The 17,400-nt window shown below is 49.1% G+C and carries 14 protein-coding genes and 3 pseudogenes; 13 read left to right on the plus strand and 4 right to left on the minus strand.

Annotation, left to right across the window (positions count from 1 at the left end):
* Nucleotides 1–2 precede the first annotated feature (2 nt).
* Nucleotides 3–449 (plus strand): Cd(II)/Pb(II)-responsive transcriptional regulator, encoded by a 447-nt coding sequence (gene cadR, locus I9H09_RS23720; protein WP_122346888.1) that lies wholly within the window; start codon nt 3–5, stop codon nt 447–449.
* A gap of 158 nt (nt 450–607) precedes the next feature.
* Here the strand turns inward: cadR and I9H09_RS23725 are convergent.
* From I9H09_RS23725 to I9H09_RS23735, 3 genes and pseudogenes are all read right to left on the minus strand, one after another.
* Nucleotides 608–925: pseudogene (locus I9H09_RS23725) on the minus strand (thymidylate synthase); the annotation flags it as partial.
* Between the two features lie 390 nt (nt 926–1,315).
* A complete protein-coding gene (locus I9H09_RS23730; RefSeq protein ID WP_236502248.1) occupies nt 1,316–1,654 on the minus strand; it encodes a hypothetical protein in 339 nt (112 codons plus the stop codon).
* 101 nt (nt 1,655–1,755) lie between these two features.
* Nucleotides 1,756–2,918 (minus strand): IS3 family transposase gene (locus tag I9H09_RS23735; protein WP_122346372.1). Its coding sequence is split into 2 segments (ribosomal slippage): nt 1,756–2,663 and nt 2,663–2,918, totalling 1,164 coding nucleotides; the frame shifts between segments, so codons are not numbered across the junction.
* Between the two features lie 124 nt (nt 2,919–3,042).
* Between I9H09_RS23735 and I9H09_RS23740 the strand changes: the two genes are divergently transcribed.
* Both I9H09_RS23740 and I9H09_RS23745 read left to right on the plus strand, forming a co-directional pair.
* On the plus strand, nt 3,043–3,804 hold the full coding sequence (locus I9H09_RS23740; RefSeq protein WP_057431720.1) for an SIR2 family NAD-dependent protein deacylase: 762 nt from the start codon (nt 3,043–3,045) through the stop codon (nt 3,802–3,804).
* A 5-nt stretch (nt 3,805–3,809) separates the two neighbouring features.
* Complete coding sequence (locus I9H09_RS23745) at nt 3,810–4,418, plus strand: BPSL0761 family protein (RefSeq protein WP_236502630.1); 609 nt, start codon at nt 3,810–3,812, stop codon at nt 4,416–4,418.
* Nucleotides 4,419–4,524: 106 nt separating this feature from the next.
* On the opposite strand, the pseudogene I9H09_RS23750 reads toward I9H09_RS23745, so the two are convergent.
* Nucleotides 4,525–4,733, minus strand: a pseudogene (locus I9H09_RS23750) (IS66 family transposase); the annotation flags it as partial.
* A gap of 605 nt (nt 4,734–5,338) precedes the next feature.
* Here I9H09_RS23750 and I9H09_RS23755 point away from each other — a divergent pair.
* The 10 genes and pseudogenes from I9H09_RS23755 to I9H09_RS23800 all read left to right on the plus strand — a co-directional run bounded on the left by I9H09_RS23755 (nt 5,339) and on the right by I9H09_RS23800 (nt 17,382).
* Nucleotides 5,339–6,394: an aspartate carbamoyltransferase gene (locus tag I9H09_RS23755; RefSeq protein ID WP_236502629.1), complete on the plus strand. Its 1,056-nt coding sequence runs from the start codon at nt 5,339–5,341 to the stop codon at nt 6,392–6,394.
* Nucleotides 6,395–6,775: 381 nt separating this feature from the next.
* Nucleotides 6,776–7,756, plus strand: a complete 981-nt coding sequence (locus I9H09_RS23760) for an IS5 family transposase (protein WP_046463982.1) — start codon at nt 6,776–6,778, stop codon at nt 7,754–7,756.
* Nucleotides 7,757–7,941: 185 nt separating this feature from the next.
* A pseudogene (locus I9H09_RS23765) lies at nt 7,942–8,833 on the plus strand (IS5 family transposase).
* A gap of 436 nt (nt 8,834–9,269) precedes the next feature.
* Nucleotides 9,270–10,130, plus strand: a complete 861-nt coding sequence (aepX, locus tag I9H09_RS23770; RefSeq protein WP_248972583.1) for a phosphoenolpyruvate mutase — start codon at nt 9,270–9,272, stop codon at nt 10,128–10,130.
* 16 nt (nt 10,131–10,146) lie between these two features.
* Nucleotides 10,147–11,376 (plus strand): phenylacetate--CoA ligase family protein, encoded by a 1,230-nt coding sequence (locus I9H09_RS23775; RefSeq protein ID WP_248972584.1) that lies wholly within the window; start codon nt 10,147–10,149, stop codon nt 11,374–11,376.
* A gap of 11 nt (nt 11,377–11,387) precedes the next feature.
* Nucleotides 11,388–12,377 (plus strand): pyridoxal phosphate-dependent aminotransferase, encoded by a 990-nt coding sequence (locus I9H09_RS23780; protein WP_236502661.1) that lies wholly within the window; start codon nt 11,388–11,390, stop codon nt 12,375–12,377.
* Nucleotides 12,374–14,230 (plus strand): alpha/beta hydrolase family protein, encoded by a 1,857-nt coding sequence (locus I9H09_RS23785; RefSeq protein WP_248972585.1) that lies wholly within the window; start codon nt 12,374–12,376, stop codon nt 14,228–14,230. The genes I9H09_RS23780 and I9H09_RS23785 overlap by 4 nt, the downstream gene beginning before the upstream one ends.
* 20 nt (nt 14,231–14,250) lie before the next feature.
* Nucleotides 14,251–15,405, plus strand: a complete 1,155-nt coding sequence (gene aepY, locus I9H09_RS23790) for a phosphonopyruvate decarboxylase (protein ID WP_248972611.1) — start codon at nt 14,251–14,253, stop codon at nt 15,403–15,405.
* On the plus strand, nt 15,405–16,523 hold the full coding sequence (locus I9H09_RS23795; protein ID WP_103379373.1) for a sulfotransferase family protein: 1,119 nt from the start codon (nt 15,405–15,407) through the stop codon (nt 16,521–16,523). The genes aepY and I9H09_RS23795 overlap by 1 nt, the downstream gene beginning before the upstream one ends.
* Nucleotides 16,524–16,575: 52 nt before the next feature.
* Complete coding sequence (locus I9H09_RS23800; protein WP_248972586.1) at nt 16,576–17,382, plus strand: Fe(II)-2OG oxygenase family protein; 807 nt, start codon at nt 16,576–16,578, stop codon at nt 17,380–17,382.
* The last annotated feature ends 18 nt before the right edge of the window (nt 17,383–17,400 follow it).

The following is a 17,400-nucleotide window of genomic DNA, read 5'->3' on the forward strand; positions in this document are numbered from 1 at the left end:
CCATGAAAATCGGCGAACTGGCAAAACTGACCGACACCCAGGTCGAAACCATCCGTTATTACGAGCGCGAAGGCCTGCTGCCGGCCCCCGCCCGTAGTGACGGCAACTACAGGATATACACCCAGGCACACATGGAACGCCTCTCGTTCATCCGCAATTGCCGCAGCCTGGACATGACCCTGGAAGAAATCCGCAACCTGCTGAACTTGCGCGATAGCCCGCAGGACCAGTGCGAAAGCGTCAACGCCCTGATCGACGAGCACATCGAACACGTCAACGCCCGCGTGGCGAGTCTGCAAGCGCTTCAGGAGCAATTGCTCGACCTGCGCCGCCGCTGCAGCGATGGTGTGGCGGACCACTGCGCGATACTGGAGAGGCTAGAAGTGACGGGCGCGGTGTCAGCGCCAGAGGGCCAGGCCTCGCATGTCGGGAGGAGTCACGGGCATTGAGGCGGGTTTAATAGAGCTTCCATTCAGGGGTGCTCAGCGTTGTCTGAGCGCCCGTCTTCGCGAAAAAGTTCGCTCCCAGCCCTTCGGGCAGTAGCGCGTTTTCCAGATTCTTCACAAGCTGCCTGTAAAGATAAGCGCCGGAACAAGAGAATATGCGCTCAAACCGCCATCGGCGCAGTCATCGCCGGGTGGTGCTGATAGCCTTCCAGGGTGAAATCCGAAGGTTCGATCAGCTCCAGCCATTCAGGCTGGTAGACGCCGGTTTTGGCGAATTCCGGCACGCGGTCGGAGATCACCAGTTTCGGCATCGGGTACGGCTCGCGTGTCATCTGCTCGTTGAGCATGTCCAAGTGGTTTTCATACACATGGGCATCGCCGATGAAGTAGGTGAACCAGCGCGGCGTGTAGCCGGTCAGGCGGCCGATCAGGCTGAGCAGCGCGGCGCCTTCGGTCAGGTTGAATGGCGTGCCGAAGCCTTTCCTCCTACAGCTTTTCTGCACATAACGCCGTATCTAAGCGGATAAATAGGCTTTTCTCACTGTGCAATTATAATATTGCACAGTACAAAAAGGAGTAAAAGCTCCTTTTTAAACGGGAGGAAAAATTATCTCAGCCCCCTCTATAGCTGGGATCTGAGCGACCATCAGGCCCGCTAACATCGCGTTTCGATGGAGACATCTCAGCATCAGACGCCGTAGTTTGGAAGACGGCCCTGAGGCCCACCTACAGATTCTAAATCATCACCGACGATTGGAAGCGAACCGGCTCGGCACGACAAGGAAGCCAGCGCCATCGACCGATACGACAGGCTCAGCAGGCCGACCTTACGGGATCGCAAATCCGGAGCACGTAATGCCTGTCAATCGTCACTCAATAACATCAACAACAACAACAACAACAACAACAACAACAACAACAACGAAAGAATCGCTCCTCGCAGGAATGTTTGGATGTTCTCTCAGCAAGGGAGCGAGCACCGCCGCTGAAGTGATCCAAGCCCAGTGCCCCTGAAGCCCACCGTGACGCAATAGCTCTATCAGGACTGTGTAAGTTCGCGCCAGCAAGTGCTCAGACTCCATCGTTCCAAGCATCGTCATCCATGCATCTCCCAAACTGGGCTGCATTCGGAACATCTTGAAGATGGCGTAAGTCACAGGCTCTATGATGCCGGCATTCCAACCGGGGACAAACGTACCGTCGTTCATTACTTGAGACAATAGTCTCGGACGAGGAGGCGGTTGTCGTTGAGGGGCGCTGAAGGGGTGACTCACACTTAGAGCTGGAGAAATTCCGAGCATTGTAGTGGTCAACTGATCCCGGACACGACGTTAAGTTTTTTCTCGTACTGAGCGGGTGCCAGTCCATTATTGAACTGGTGTGGCCGAACCCAGTTGTAGCGATGCATCAGATAATGACTGATATCCCGCTGTGCCTCTTGGGCCGTCATGTAGCCCACGGCGGGTATCCACTCGGTTTTCAAGCTGCGGAATACACGCTCCATCGGCGAGTTGTCGTAGCAATTACCTCGGCGACTCATGCTCTGGCGCATGCGGTATCGCCAAAGCCGCTGGCGAAACTGTCGGCTCCCATATTGGGAGCCCTGATCTGAGTGAAACAGCAGGCCCTGAGGCTTGCCGCGTTGCTCATAAGCCATGTCCAGCGCCTTGATGACCAAGTCCGTGTCCGGTTTGTTTGAAAACGCCCAGCCCACCACCCGACGCGCATAAAGATCCATAACCACCGCCAGGTAATGCCATTTTCCTTGCGCCCAGATGTAGGTGATGTCGCCACACCAAACCTGATTGGGCGCGGGTACATCGAACTGCCGATTCAAAATGTTCGGAATGTCAGGCCTCTCCACTGTTGCTTTTTTATAAGCATGAGAGCCAGGTTGCTTGCTGATTAATCCCAGTTCCCGCATCAGGCCACGTACCTTGAACCGGCCAATTTGCTCGCCATCTTCCTGCAATACCGAAACGATACTGCGGCTGCCAGCAGCGCTTCGACTTTGCCCGAACAGCTCATTGACTCGACTGAGTAAACGAACCCGCTCGGTGTCTGGAGCCCGACGCCGCTGGCAATGGTCGTAGTAGCACGAGCGAGGTGTCTCGAACATCTCGCACAGCAATTCGATCGGCTCATGGGCACCTAGCTGATCGATCAGCGCAAGCGCTCGTGTTCTTCCGACATCAAGAGCGCGGTAGCCTTTTTTAAAATGGATTTCTCCCGCTCAAGACGAGCGATGCGCGCTTCCAGCTCCTGAATTTTCTGCTGCTCGGGCGTCAGGGCTTTGCTCTGAGGCGTCACGCCATTGCGCTCCTGCTGGAGCTGGCTAACCCAGCGACGCAGCGCAGACTCGACCACTCCAAGCGAGCGAGAAGCTTCGACATGGCTATAACCTTGATCGAGCACGAGGCCTGCGGCCTCACGTTTGAATTCAGCGGAGAAGGTACGGCGTTGCTTGGTCATCAGACACCTCTATATCTGGCGATATTCTCGCCTAAATGAGTGTCCGGAATCATTAGACCACTACAGAGTCAATGACGCTCGCCAGATTCGCCTGACCTTACCGGCCCAGTATTGAGGATATTCTGTGCCTGAATTTGGAAACGCCGCGAAGGCCCTGTCGGACGCCCCCGACATCGTAGTCTTCACGGGTGCGGGAATCTCAGCTGAAAGTGGCATCCCCACGTACGGCGATCAATTGACCGGTATTTGGGCTCCATACGATCCGCGCAATATGGAAACAGCCAAGGCTTTTCGTGAAAACCCTCCGTTGGTTTGGGGATGGTACCTGTGGCGGCGCCAACAGGTCTCTAAAGCCGCTCCCAATGCTGCACATCTTGCGGTGAGCCGACTGGCCAAATCGGGGTATAAAATCTCTGTGATCACTCAAAACATTGATGACTTGCATGAACGAGCGGGATCCGTGGATGTACTGCATCTCCATGGGAGCCTTTCTACGCCAAAGTGCTTTGCGTGCCATCGAACGGCAGAAATACCTCCATCGCACGTGATTTCTCTTATCGGTGGCGAGGTCGAACCGCCACGGTGTGTCAGGTGCAACGGGAAGTTACGCCCAGGCGTTGTTTGGTACGGCGAGGACTTGCCTTCAGACGTTTGGAAGTCGGCAATCGCCTCGGTGAAGAGCTGCGACGTTCTGATCTCCGTGGGTACATCTGGAATCGTTACGCCCGCAGCTGACATCCCCAGGACTGCCCTGTCGTATGGTGCGACAGTGATTCACGTCAACACGGAGGATGTCAGCACCGGCGCGGTGAATGAGCTCATGCTGATTGGGAAGGCGACCGAAGTCTTGAAGAGACTGTGCGCCCTCCTACCGAGTAGGGAGTAAGCACTATGACCACTGCCTATGAGCGGACACGCAGCGTAATTGAAACGGGCGGTTTTTTGGCGAGGATTTCCCGAGATAAAACCTTGCCCGACTACGTCCGCGAGCAAGCCAGGCTGTTGCTGCGTCACTACCCCACGGCAGAAGCTGTAAGACTGGCTGGGCGAAGCGAAGCGATCAGGCAGGATGAAGTTTCAAAGCTCTCTGGCAGTCCGAGAGCACTGCATCCAGCACTTTCGACCTGGCCTCTTCTTGATCCTTTCTTCTACGACCCTACAATCCACGATGCTTCTCAGCCGAGTGCTCCACCGGTTGTGACTGGCTCTACCGCGCTGCAACCCAGCCCTCGCCCAAAGGACGGTATGGTGGCCGCCAGCTTTCAAATATTGGGGCTGGCTGCACCCGCAGGCATGGGCTGCTTGAGCATTGAACACCGCTGCTTCAAATCAGCTCGAGCGCTGGTTCTCTCACGCGCCACTGTGGTGTTGGGGTCACCAACAAGCGCCCGCAACTGGTTTGAGAGTCGCATCCGTAACCGGGATAAGCAGCAGCCCTGCACGCTGATGCACAACGTCCACGAATTGACCCTTGTCATGGACACTCTTTTCCGTCTTTAGCACAGAATCTTCTGATAAGTCTCTCGCTTGCGATGCCCAAGCAGATCGGCGACATCCAGAAATGAGAGACGCGAGCTGGAAAACGCAGTGGAGCGCGCGGTCATCCTCCACAGTTGGCGACCCATTGCGCCAGAGTTGAAAGAGCGATGGCCAGACCGGCTCGACCAAAAATCGACCCTGCCGACAGAGCGGTAAATGGTCGGCGAACTTCGCGATCATGACGTGCGCCAGCAGCCCGGCGGTTGGGATGCCTTTGTCGATGACCTGCGCCGGAACCGGTGCCTGGATAAGGGTTTCGCACTCATCCCTGAGCCATGGACTGTTATCGCTGATGCAGAATTGACCCAACTGCTGACTTGGCATTGCCCCATAAGTATTCAGCCCAAAGTCAGACCTGCTAACGTGTTACAAAGTAGAAGCTTGGGTCAGCGAAATTTCGGCAGCTGGGTCAATTCTGCATCAGCGGCAACACGCTGATGCGATTTTGGGCCAGCCGGCAGATTTTGACTGACCCATATACAGCTTCCGAAACCACTCGAAAAACCAATGCTTGCGTAATATTCGGACCGTGTAACCACCTCCAGAAGCCTAGGTCAAAATCAAACCAACGCCAACATGCAGAGGAACTAAAGGTGTTTCTGGCTGAACAATTAATAACCTATTTATTGTTTGGGCCCGACGTGAGCAACGTACTAGTAAACACGCCATAAACGTCGACCTTTTTAAGTGCTTGTAAAACAGAATGGCCGCCAAAGCTAATATTAATCTAAGCCATAGGTGAACTTACGTTGCGAGGCAATGAGATGTGGGTAGCGCCTGCACATACACAGGGCGTGCAGAAATGAAATCTGTGCCCTTGCAGCCATTGCATACGGGTTTTTCATCAATTATAATCGCGAAAATTCAACTGGAGCTTCAGTATGTCACTTTTGATTTCTTCTGAAAATAAACCTCAGCTCTTATCTGTTAGTCAAATGACACTCGAGGGCGTTAATGCTCTTTTTCATTACGCAGACATACTCAAGCCTGTTGCCAGTCGTAAAAAGGTTTGCAGAGTTCTAGAAGGCGCTGTTTTAGCAAATCTATTTTTCGAGGCAAGTACCAGAACCCGTATTAGTTTTGGTGCTGCATTTTGCCGGCTAGGTGGCGCTGTCTGCGATACAACAGGGTTTACTTCGTCCTCAATGGCGAAAGGTGAATCAATCGCTGATACCAGCCGCGTAATTAGTGGTTACGTGGATGCGATTGTATTAAGGCACCCTGAAAAAGGTGCTGTTGCCGAGTTTGCCAGAGCCACAAACCTGCCGGTTATCAATGGCGGAGACGGGCCCGGCGAACACCCCAGTCAAGCGTTACTTGATCTTTACACGATAATAAAAGAGTTGTCGCGTTCGGGTAAGGATATCAATGGTTCGCATATCGCTCTTGTAGGTGACTTGAAGTATGGGCGCACGGTCCACTCACTTATAAAACTTTTATCTCTTTATAAAGGGCTTAAGTTTACACTGATTTCTCCTAAAGACTTGCAGATGCCCAGTTACATACTGGATGAAGTTTCAAATGGCGATAATATCATTGAGCAATTCAGTGTGCTGGACAAAAATGTGCACGACATAGACATAGTGTACGCAACACGCATTCAAAAAGAGCGTTTCTCTGCTGGTGAAGAAGATAATTATTCTCCAGAGTTACAACTTAACAAAAGTTTTATTGATAGATTTTGCAAATCCAGTGTTATTGTAATGCACCCTCTGCCCCGTGACAGCCGAGCTGAAGCTTTTGATTTGAGCACGGATCTGGATAACGATCCAAGACTCGCCATTTTTCGACAAACCGACAATGGGATACCGATCCGAATGGCATTGTTTGCGGTGCTAATGGGGGTGGAGTCGAAAATTCATGGCTCATTGCGTGATACTACTTGGAAAGCTCCGAATTTTACGGGACCCAACGACCACTTCACGCTGCACGAATGACGTCTACGTTAGCGGGCAATCACTTATGCACCTGTAATAATGGTCACGACCACTGTATAAAGTTTTTGCCCAACGGTGTTTTCAACTGCACAGGTATACTATCAAACTCCGGTGTTAGCCCCTTCCCCGATCGTGCCAATCCCTAAAACCAAAGCATTGGCCACTTAAAATTATTTTTTACATTCAGGGCGAGAGGGGAGTGCCAGCTTCTACCTTCGTGACCAGCGCGCTGTATTCATTATCGGCGTGTTTGTAACCCAAACGATCGCCAATTCCTGAGCGTCTTCCCAAGACGTCTCGCCTCTATTCGCTTCCTAGGGAATCTCCGAACAAGTCCCCAAATGTGATGAAATACGCCTGACCACCTGATCCGAGCCGCCCATGAGCCAGATGAGCTTTTCCGATTTCGAATATGCCGGCAAGCGTAAGCAGACACGCCGCGAACGTTTTCTCGCCGAGATGGATCAGGTCGTGCCCTGGACAGGTCTACTGGGCCTGATCGAGCCGTTCTACCCGAAGGCCGGCGGAGGCAGAAAACCTTATCCTCTGGAAACCATGCTGCGCATTCATCTGCTGCAAAACTGGTTCTCCCTGAGCGACCCGGCCATGGAAGAAGCGCTCTACGAAATCACGCCCATGCGCCAGTTTGCACGCCTGACCTTGAGCGCCCCGATACCTGAAGACACCACGATCATGAACTTCCGGCACCTGCTGGAAAAGCATCAACTGGCCCCTGCGATCCTCGCGGTCATCAATGGTTATCTGCAAGACAAAGGCCTGTCCCTGCGCCAGGGCACCATCGTCGATGCCACCATCATTCATGCCCCTTGCTCGACCAAGAACGAGGAAGGAAAGCGTGATCCCGAGATGCATCAGACGAAGAAAGGTAACCAATACTTCTTCGGCATGAAGGCGCATATCGGCGCCGATGCGGAGTCGGGACTGGTTCATCATGTTCATGGCACTGCGGCCAATGTGGCCGATGTCACGCAGGTCGCCGAACTGCTCCACGGCGAAGAAAGCGCGGTGTATGCAGACGCTGGATACACCGGTGTCGAGAAGCGTGAAGAGCATGAAAGTCGTGAGGTCATCTGGCAAATCGCGGCGCGGCGCAGCACGTATTCCAGGCTCAATAAACGCAGCGTGCTCTACAAGGCCAAGCGCAAGATCGAGTACTGCAAAGCTCAGACACGGGCCAAGGTCGAGCATCCGTTTCGGGTAATCAAGCGTCAGTTTGGCTATGTGAAAGTGCGCTTTCGTGGGCTGATGAAAAACACAGCTCAGCTGACCACGCTGTTCGCCCTGTCGAATCTGTGGATGGCTCGAAAACAGCTGATGGGTATGGGTGAGTTGCGCGTTTAACACGGAAAACCGGGCGGAAACGCCCTCAACGCGCGTTGCATCAGGCCATTTTCAGCAAATAGCGCTGGGTGCCGGGCAAATTGCGACTCGCCGCCGCTGCGTAGCAAGTTGATCGGAGCATCCCTAGGTTTTGTACGAAAAGTAGGTGCGGGTAAAATTGCCGCCATGATTGGCTGGTGGCCCGCATGGCAAAGCGTTACGAACTCTCCGACGCATGGTGGGAATTGATCAGGGATCTGGTTTCTCCAGAGCAGAAAATGGGTCGCCCACGCAGTGTGATCGTCTGGTACTCCACGCAATCCTGTGGATCCTGTGCTCGGACGCAGCCTGGCGTGACCTGCCTGAACGCCTTGGGCCCTGGTCAACGGTGTATCAGCGTTTTCGTGACTGGCGCGACGACGGCACGTTCGACCGAATACTGGAGCGCTTGCATATTCGACTGAACCGGGAAGGGCTGATTGATCTGGACACCTGGGTGATCGATTTCACGGCGATACGTGCAACCCGAGCCTCTTCAGGCGCCGGAAAAAAAGGGGGGCCTGAAGAACCGCTAGACCATGCCCTGGGACGCAGTCGAGACGGCCTTACTACCAAGATCCACATGGTCTGCGACGCCAATGGCGTTCCCTTACGCTTCATCCTTTCGTCGGGGCAAGCCAGCGATATCGCCCACGCCCAGCCGCTGGTGGATCAGGTGCGAATGCACGGTAAGCAGGGACGACCACGCAAGCGTAGTCGCTGGTTACTGGCTGACAAAGGCTATGACGCAGAACACCTGCGTCATTGCTTCGACCGTTACCGAATGCAGCCGGTCGGGGTTTGCGCGACATGCCACGCAAACCCCGACCGGGCTTGCCCCGACTCTTTGATCGTCCTAAGTATCGACAGCGGAACATCATTGAGCGGATGTTTGGCTGGCTAAAAGAGAACCGCAGAATAGGGACTCGCTACGACAAGCTGGCCAGGAGCTTTGCAGCCATGGTCACGCCGGCCTGCAGCCTACGTTGTATGAGGCAATACTTTTCGTACAAAACCTATTCTCGACCCCTCTGCCGAATCAGCATGCACGCCCAGTGAGCTGTAAATGAAGTAAACGTCGGTCAGGCCGTATGTCTTCTCGAGTCTTACCCAAGCATTCTTACCCTGTCTTAAGCGTTTGCGAGCGCTACGCGCTGACCTCTTTTCTGTGCAGTTGAGCTTCGGGTATCCAAGGGATGGGGGGCGACGAGAGTGGGCGATGCTCGAAAACGACAGATAGGACGAGCAAAAGTCATGAAATGAAAAATATTTAATAAAAATTGCCAAAAAAAATAAAATATCTATCTATCTGATTTTAATAGAAAAAAAAAAGATCTTTAGTTTTAGACCTAAAAAAAAACAGGCTTTTTACCGTTTTATACCTAGGTGAAACGTTTAACCCGTGGAAAAATTTGACTTCCAGGCTATTCCGTTACAAATTTATTGCAACAAGATGTTACGGAGTTTTACTTCAAATGACTGTTAAGGATTAGCAATGAAAAAGCCACAAATGCTGGAAGCACTCTTCACTCAGCCAACCATGCAACATCTACTTGGTGTGCACGATGCCTTATCCGCAGTAATTGCAGAAAGAGCCGGATTCAAAGGAGCTTGGATTTCTGGTCTAGGACTTTCTGCTACCGCCGGGGTAAGGGACTCTAATGAGTTGTCTTGGACGCAAGTACTTGAGCGCACAGAGCAAATTTGTGATCGCCTAGAGATTCCATGTTTGCTCGATATTGATACCGGTTTTGGCGACTTTAATAACGTCCGGCTGACCGTTCAGAAGATGAAACGAATTGGTGTAGCCGGCGCTTGTATTGAAGATAAGCTATTCCCTAAGACGAATTCCTTTATTGGAAATAATCAATCCCTCGCCGATGTAAAAGAGTTCTGCGGGAAGATTCGCGCGGCGAAGGATACTGTGGGCGATGATATCTATCTCGTCGCTCGCTGTGAGGCGCTTGTCTGTGGACAGGGTATGAGCGAAGCTATCGAACGATGCCAGTCATACGAAGAGGCGGGCGCAGATGCAATTCTGATCCATTCCAAGAACACAGATGGGAAGGAAATTTTAGAATTTATGCGCCAATGGAGAAAAACGTCCCCCGTCGTCATAGTGCCTACTAAATATACATCTGTTCCGTCCTCAACCTTTGATGAAGCGGGCGTAGCCGTTGCCATTTGGGCGAATCAAAGTTTGCGCGCCGCTATTTTGGGGATGGAAGAGTACAGCCAAAGAATATTCAAAGAAAAATGCATGAGCGAAATCGAGGCCGATATCGCGCCATTGGATAAGATATTCACACTCATCAATAACGATGAGCTTGAACGCGCAAAAGCCAAGTACGCATAACTGTTAGATAAAAAATATGCCATTGGAAAACCGCATCCAGCAGGCCTACAGACGATACTGCGAACGTGAGTCATGGTTCGGAACGTTTGACAGGCTGCAAAAAATAAAAGAGTATGCAAGGGAGCATGTTGCCTTCTATAAAGGAAGTCATGTGCTGGATAATAACGAGGTATTCACAAAAAAAGACTATATAAAGTGCCAGACGAATTTCAAATCAGCCGCTGAGCTATTTGGGAAGAGTGATATAGGCATTTCAACTTCTGGCACATCTGGAAAGAAAACCAATATAGATTTAGATCCTGCATCGTGGTTTGCGGTTAATTTTGGCTACTTCCGGAATGTGATGGACGTGCTTGGGTACGACGCCGATGAAATCAAAAAATTTAAAATAGGCGTCATGTTTGTAAGCAATAAAAGTGGTAGAAATAGCTTTCAGTGTGCCAACCCTATATTGAATGACAGTTTGTATTTCAGATTGCAACTTGGAAGCGACGTACTGGCCTGTAAGGAAGAGCTTAAATTATTTTTCAACATGCCATCTTATATTCTTTATGGTAAGCCAAGTTACTTACTTCACCTACGAAAAATGTTGTTAGCGTTAGGCTTGGAGAAGTCTCCTTGGAGCCCTAGCTTCGTGTTGACGAGTGGTGAAAGCCTTTACACGAATCAAAAGATAAAAATCAAGGATTTTTTTGGAGCTCCAGTGGTTGATGCGGTGTCATCGAGTGAAAGCGGATTGATGGCGTTGAAGCATGAGTCGCATGGTACCTATAAAATCGTAGATAAGAACCTTTCCCTCAGCATACAAAAACACGGAGACAATGGCCAACAGGCGTATGGATATGTAATCAGCTCAAATTTGGCATACACCGGCACCGTCTTTTTAAATTACCTGACCGAGGACTTAGTAAAGTACGACAAGGATACCAAAGATATCCATTGGTTTTACGGGAAAAACCTGAGTCACCTGGAGACGTCCAAAGGCCCTATGGATACGATGTTAGTTGAAGGCGCCCTAAGCAATGAGCACTATTTAGAAGATTATCGCATCTTCAAAAGCGGAGTTGAATGGGTGTTCGAATACTCGTTGGAAAAAAACGATGAAGATGCACGCCGAGGAAATATTTCCGACGCAGTGAAATGTCTGCGGGAAGTGCTCGAATCGACTTCAATTAGGCCTATACAGCGAGAGTGTGTTGTTCCAAATGGAGGCAAAAGTGTCCGCTACCCTCTAATAAACTTATAATAAGGATATACATGATAGACTTAACATGGACTGGCAATGTTCTTATTGATATTGAACAGCATAATAATCGAATAGCCACGCTAGCGGGACGTATAGACTTTTCGAAGAAAGGAAGTTCCGACTCGTCAAATGTCAAAGTTTCTCTTGCCAACTACTACGACATCCCTGTTGAATATGTTGAGGTGGGTGCGGGAGCGACACAACTTATTGAGTTGTTACTACGTGGTAACTATAAGTCGAAGATTCTGGATGTCGTACCGAACTTTCATTTGGTCAGAACAGTTTCAATGCAAGAAGGTTTTGATTACACGCCTCTGACCGTCGGTTGTGACGATGACGTGCTGTCAATGCTGAAAAAAATCGACGCTGATAACGAGTGTATTCTTTCTCTGTCTTCGCCAAGAAATCCTTTAGGATATTCTTGGACAATAGAGGAGCTGAGAGAAATTGTTGAGTACTTTCCTGGGTTAGTTCTAATCGACCAGGTATACGCGGAATTCGATGATGATTCCATCATTCCCTTGGTGCATAACTATCCAAATCTGGTGATTGTCAGAACGTTCTCAAAAGCCTGGGGAATGGCCAATATGCGTATTGGTTATGCAATCAGTTCCGGTTTTAGCAATGGTATAAGGCTTACTGTCCTACCCAATAGCGTAAACGGTTTGGCACAGAACACAGCCATTATGTTGTTGGAGCAGAATGATCTAGTTGCTGACAGCTTGAAGGTGAACAAAGAGAACAGAACTTATTTGGAAGGTAAACTAAGTCAGGTCGATGGATTAAATCTCAGGCCCTCTCAAGCTAATTTTATCTGCTTCGAATCAGACAAATCTGACCTGTGGTTCGAGTCTCTATTAAAAGTAGGCATCATGGTGCGTAAACTTCACGACTTGAAAGACTATCCGCTTCATTGGCGCAAGGGGCTCAGAATAACTGTGCCTAATCGTGCGGCCTGCAAAGTTATAGTTGAGGTTATAACTGCAGGTAAAGTCGCTTGATTAAAAAATTCGACGTTCAGGTTCACTTGCCGCATGATGCCCAACCGTTTTTATGTAACGATGGTAATCATGTTGCGTGGCTCAGTTCAGTTAACACCGCAGTGCAAGTAGTAGTGTATAACATTCACACGAATGCATTGAAAAATATTGCGGCTGCTAGTGGCCTGATCATGACGAACATTCATCCCCTGAAGCACTGCACCGGCTTCTTGATTGAAACGGATACCGTCGGCAATGAAAACATTTGCCTCCATCTGTTGGATCACGCCACAGAGACGTGGAGCTGTATTAATTTACCGGATTTGCATAATGTTAAATTCATCTGTCAGCATTCCACGACTACAAATGTAGTGGTCCTGTCTGCTTGGGATGAAAGTAATATAAAGAAATACTATGAATACGACCTGTCGACCTGCGACTCCAAAGTTATTGAGATAACTAATAGTCGATCAAATAAGATTTATTTCAATCATGCATGTCAGCCTGTTATCTATGAGCAATACACCGAGCTCGGCGGGATAGACTACTATGACTTACTCGGAAAATGCCTGTTAAGCATTCCTGCTAGCGGCGATCTGATGGTGAAAATTCTCGAGTGTGACGTAACTGATATTGCTTTTTTATGTGTGACTGCGCATGGCAAAAAGGGGTCGAAATTATTGCGTATTCCCTTGAACAATCGGCTTGCGGCTGAAGAAATTTTTGTATGCGGGAAAGGCAGTATAAAGGCAGCGGTCTTGGACGAACATGGCACGCCAGCGTTTGTCATTGTCGAGAAACAACGTTTCTTCTCTATTGCCTTATCAAAAAAATATGCCCGTATATTAAAAATAATTCAGAATACCATCGGCCGCGATGCTGTCATTCTAGCGATTAACCATGGGAGAGTTTTTGCGAAAACATCGAGCTTGGGCTTGAGGTCAGCGTATTTTATATTTGATGTTTCCAGAAGCCAAAATGTCATTTTTACACATGTTCCGAGTAGTGCTGATAACCCCACCATTATTAATAAGCACATCAAAGTTATTGCGCATGATGGGTATCCGGTGCCTGTTTATATTTCTTATCAAAAGGAATCTTATGCTACAGCAGGCATAGAATTGCTCGCTCGTCCAACCGTAGTGCTTATACATGGAGGGCCTTGGAAGCGTGTCAGTTGGGAGTTTAGTGAGAAACGCGATTGGTTGACGTCATTAGGTTACCTAGTCATCGAACCGAACTATCGTGGATCTCTTGGGTTTGGTGAGGATCACCTCAATCAAGGAAACTTAGAGTGGGGTGGAAAAATGCGCACGGATATAGAAGATGTAATACGCTGGGCTATAGATAAGCAATACACAAACAAAGCACGTATAGCGCTTTACGGAGGAAGTTATGGAGGGTTTGCCGCTCTGAATTTAGCGGTCAATCCGCTTTTTGAGTATGCCTGTATTGTCGCCATGTCACCTATCGTTGACATCAATCATTTTTTGAAAAATATCCCGGTCACCTGGAGCGACGTCGAAAGCATGTTGAATCGTCGGGTCGCACGCCCCGGGCTCGCTGGAGGTGCCAGTAGTATTTCTCCCGCTGAGCAGGTTAAACATATAAAGATACCGGTACTGATCGGGCATGGAAAGCACGACCCACGGTTAGCGGCAAAAAACACCGTCGATTTTTTTTTGAAGGTTTGCGAAGTAAATAACGATGCGACATTTTTATTTTTTTTAAATGAAGGACATTCTTTAGCTAGACCGGAGAATAAAGAGTTTTTCCTCGATCAAGTTAGAGTTTTTCTTAATAACTATATTAATGGGTATTCGCTAGACCCAGTGGTCTGCCAGCCTGCTCAATGCAAACTTTATAAATCCTAAAAATTAGTGAGACCAACGTGATGATAGATTCAGGGACTTTTCTGTCAAGCCTAGTCGACAGCGGAATACAGCGTTTTATTGGGGTGCCGTGCTCTTATATTTCCGGGGTCTATACACGGCTCGAAGCCGAGCATCAGAACGAATATCTATCGGCTACCTCAGAAGGAGAGGCCATTGGTATTGGCGCTGGGGTTTGGCTCGGGGGTAAACAAGCCTGTGTAATGGGGCAGAACTCTGGCCTTGGGAATATGGTTAATCCGCTGACATCGCTTATACAATCTTACAGTATACCATTACTTATCCTAATCTCGCGCCGTGGTTGGCCGATCGGCACAGATGAAGCCCAGCACAAGTTGATGGGAGAAATTACGTCCAGCATGCTGTCACTAATGCAGCTAGACGTTAATGATCTGCCCAGTACCCAACCTGACTATGCTTCTGCGCTTGAAAAAATCACGCGCTCACTTTCGCTGAGAGTTAGCCAAGCGCTAATAATAAATAAAGGAACGATCGACAACCAAAATACGGCTGTACCGGTCAATTCTAAAGAGCCTGTAAACAACGGCTATAGCAATATCATAAGCGTCGCCGGGGGCCGAGCGCCGACTAGGACTGAGGTGATGTCGTGCTATCTAGAGCAGGGACTACCAAATAGGATAATCGCCAGCACGGGTTATAACGCCAGGACACTTTATGGTCTAAACGACTCAGCAGACAACTTCTATATGGCGGGCTCCATGGGCTGTGCTTCATCCATCGCTTTGGGTTATGCGCATTCCACTCTATTGCCGATCACGGTCTTCGACGGCGACGGTTCCTTATTAATGAAGCTCGGCAACCTGTCAACGGTGGGACGGTATGTTTCCTCCCATTACGTCTATATATTACTGGACAACGGCGCTCACGAATCTACGGGAGCGCAGAAGACCAATTCCGGCGGGGTGCGGTTTGCAGAAATCGCAAAGGCTTGTAATTTTAAGCACGTCTATGAGTGTGACGGCATTGACGCAGTTCATTCAGTAATGGCAGAGCTTAAAAATACGACTGGGACAGTATTTATACACTGTAGAACCGCCATCAACCCGAACGAGGTCTTTCCTAGACCGGAAATCCCACTCGACAATATTGCATTGAGGTTTAGATACAAAACCTTGGACCTAACGGAGGTTAACTGATGGCTATCTATTTTCCAGATCAAAACGCTCTACTGCTACTTGTACCCAAGACTGGCAGTACCTGGGTGCGTGCCGTACTTGAAGATATGAATTTGAATATAGAGATTGTCGGTGATACCAAGATGCGTCATCATGATCAACTGAGTTATTTTGACCGAGACAATTATAGTTTTGTAGGAGCGTTCGTCAGAAATCCGATCTCTTGGTACCAGTCATACTGGTCTTATCGAATGGAGAAAGGTTGGCGTCCCCAGTATGAAATTGACCGGATATGCGCGGATGATAATTTTGAGCAGTTTATACGAAACGTAACAACGAAAATGCCCGGTGCCTTGACGAATATTTTTAGCTCTTATATTTCGTCAGCGAGCAAGCCTATTGATTTTGTTGGCAAACAAGAATCTTTGTCAGAAGACCTATGCGCGTTCCTACAATTGATTGGAATATCCGTGGATGAGTCTTTTTTTCAAAAGTACGGATTGATCAATAATACCAATACTAAGGCCGAACTCACGAGTGAGCTGGAAGAACTCATCACGCTTTCCGAATGGGAAACGATGAAGCGATTTAACTACTTGGAGGACCGACTTGATTGTTTCGGTCTTAGGCAGATGGAGGTTACTTATCCGGAAAAAGCCGGAGATCTACGTTTGCTCGCCCTATGGACAGAGCAAATCCATTGGGTTCATGACGATCGAAAAAAACACTCAGGGGCTTACATTAATCCCCGAACACGCTACGCACGCGTGTGTTCGAATTATGCGCTATTCGCCCAGCACGAACAGAAAGACCTCAAGATAGCCGAGGCAAAATTTCTAGAAGCGCTGGAGCATGACCCTCGTCACCCTCGAACGTTATGTAATTACGCCTTGTATGTGTGGCGCCATTTACAAGACGCACCGCGAGCAAAAACAATCATGCTGCGTGCGTTGGAAGTCCGACCTAATCACCCCTATACGCTGGGTAAATTAGCCAGGTTTGTAAGGTTGGTGGAGAACAATTTTTCTCTGGCTCATGAGTATTATAATAAAAGCCTCGAACTTTCACCTGCGCAGGATGCGTTAAGGGAAGAGTATCTACAGTTTTCCAAAAAATGCCACCGCGTGGAGAGTGTTTAATGCTTACATCAGAAAAGGTCTGTTTCGAAGAGATCGCCTACGTTCCCGGCGCGTGTTTTTTGAAAAAGTAAAAGAACACTTGCTACGCAATGGATTGGCTTATGTAAAAAACTTTCCTTTAGACGCGGACGTTTATTTATCTCTGGTGGAAAATTACGGTCAGCCGTTAGTCAACTACTCCTCCAAAAGCCTGCTCGATGATGGAAGTCCGAACCCTTATATAAACAGAGTGAAGTTTAAGCTACCAAAGAACGATGAGGCTGTATCTATTCACTATGTCGGTGCTGAGCTAAAGCCCCACAACGCCAGGTCTTGGCTCAATCCGAGACCGAAGTATTTCGCAATGCTAATGGTGGATCCAGGCTGGCGTAATACCGACGTGGGTAGCCGGGGCGAGTCTAAGATTGTCGAGTGGGCCGACTTTTTTTACCGCTTGCGTAAGGCAGACGCGCACAGCTATGATCGTCATATACATACGTTACTAACAACCAATATTAGATTCACCGCAGATAATGTAAAAGAAGAGGTCTTGGATTCACCACTCGTTTATGAGTTGCAAGATAAAAAGGGGCCGTTCGATTTCGGCGTTAGGCTAAAGCAAGACTTACTCGAGCGGTATGCCGGATTTAGTAATGAAATAAAAGACAGTGATTGTTACCTCTCTGCGTTGACGTATTTAGTGAATGCAGTCAGAGCTGCCAGCGCGCACAAATATTATGTAATGGATTCCGGTGACTTGATTATAATGGATAACAACAGATTTGCTCATGGCCGCTATCCGATTGTGGGGCAGCGTACCGAGCAAGATGGCGAGATAGTATCTAACCCAAGAGAGCTGTGGAGCTTGAGCCTAGCTTGAGCATAACTGACATCTACG

The organism is Pseudomonas tremae, assembly GCF_023278125.1.
Taxonomy (GTDB): Bacteria; Pseudomonadota; Gammaproteobacteria; order Pseudomonadales; family Pseudomonadaceae; genus Aquipseudomonas; species Aquipseudomonas tremae.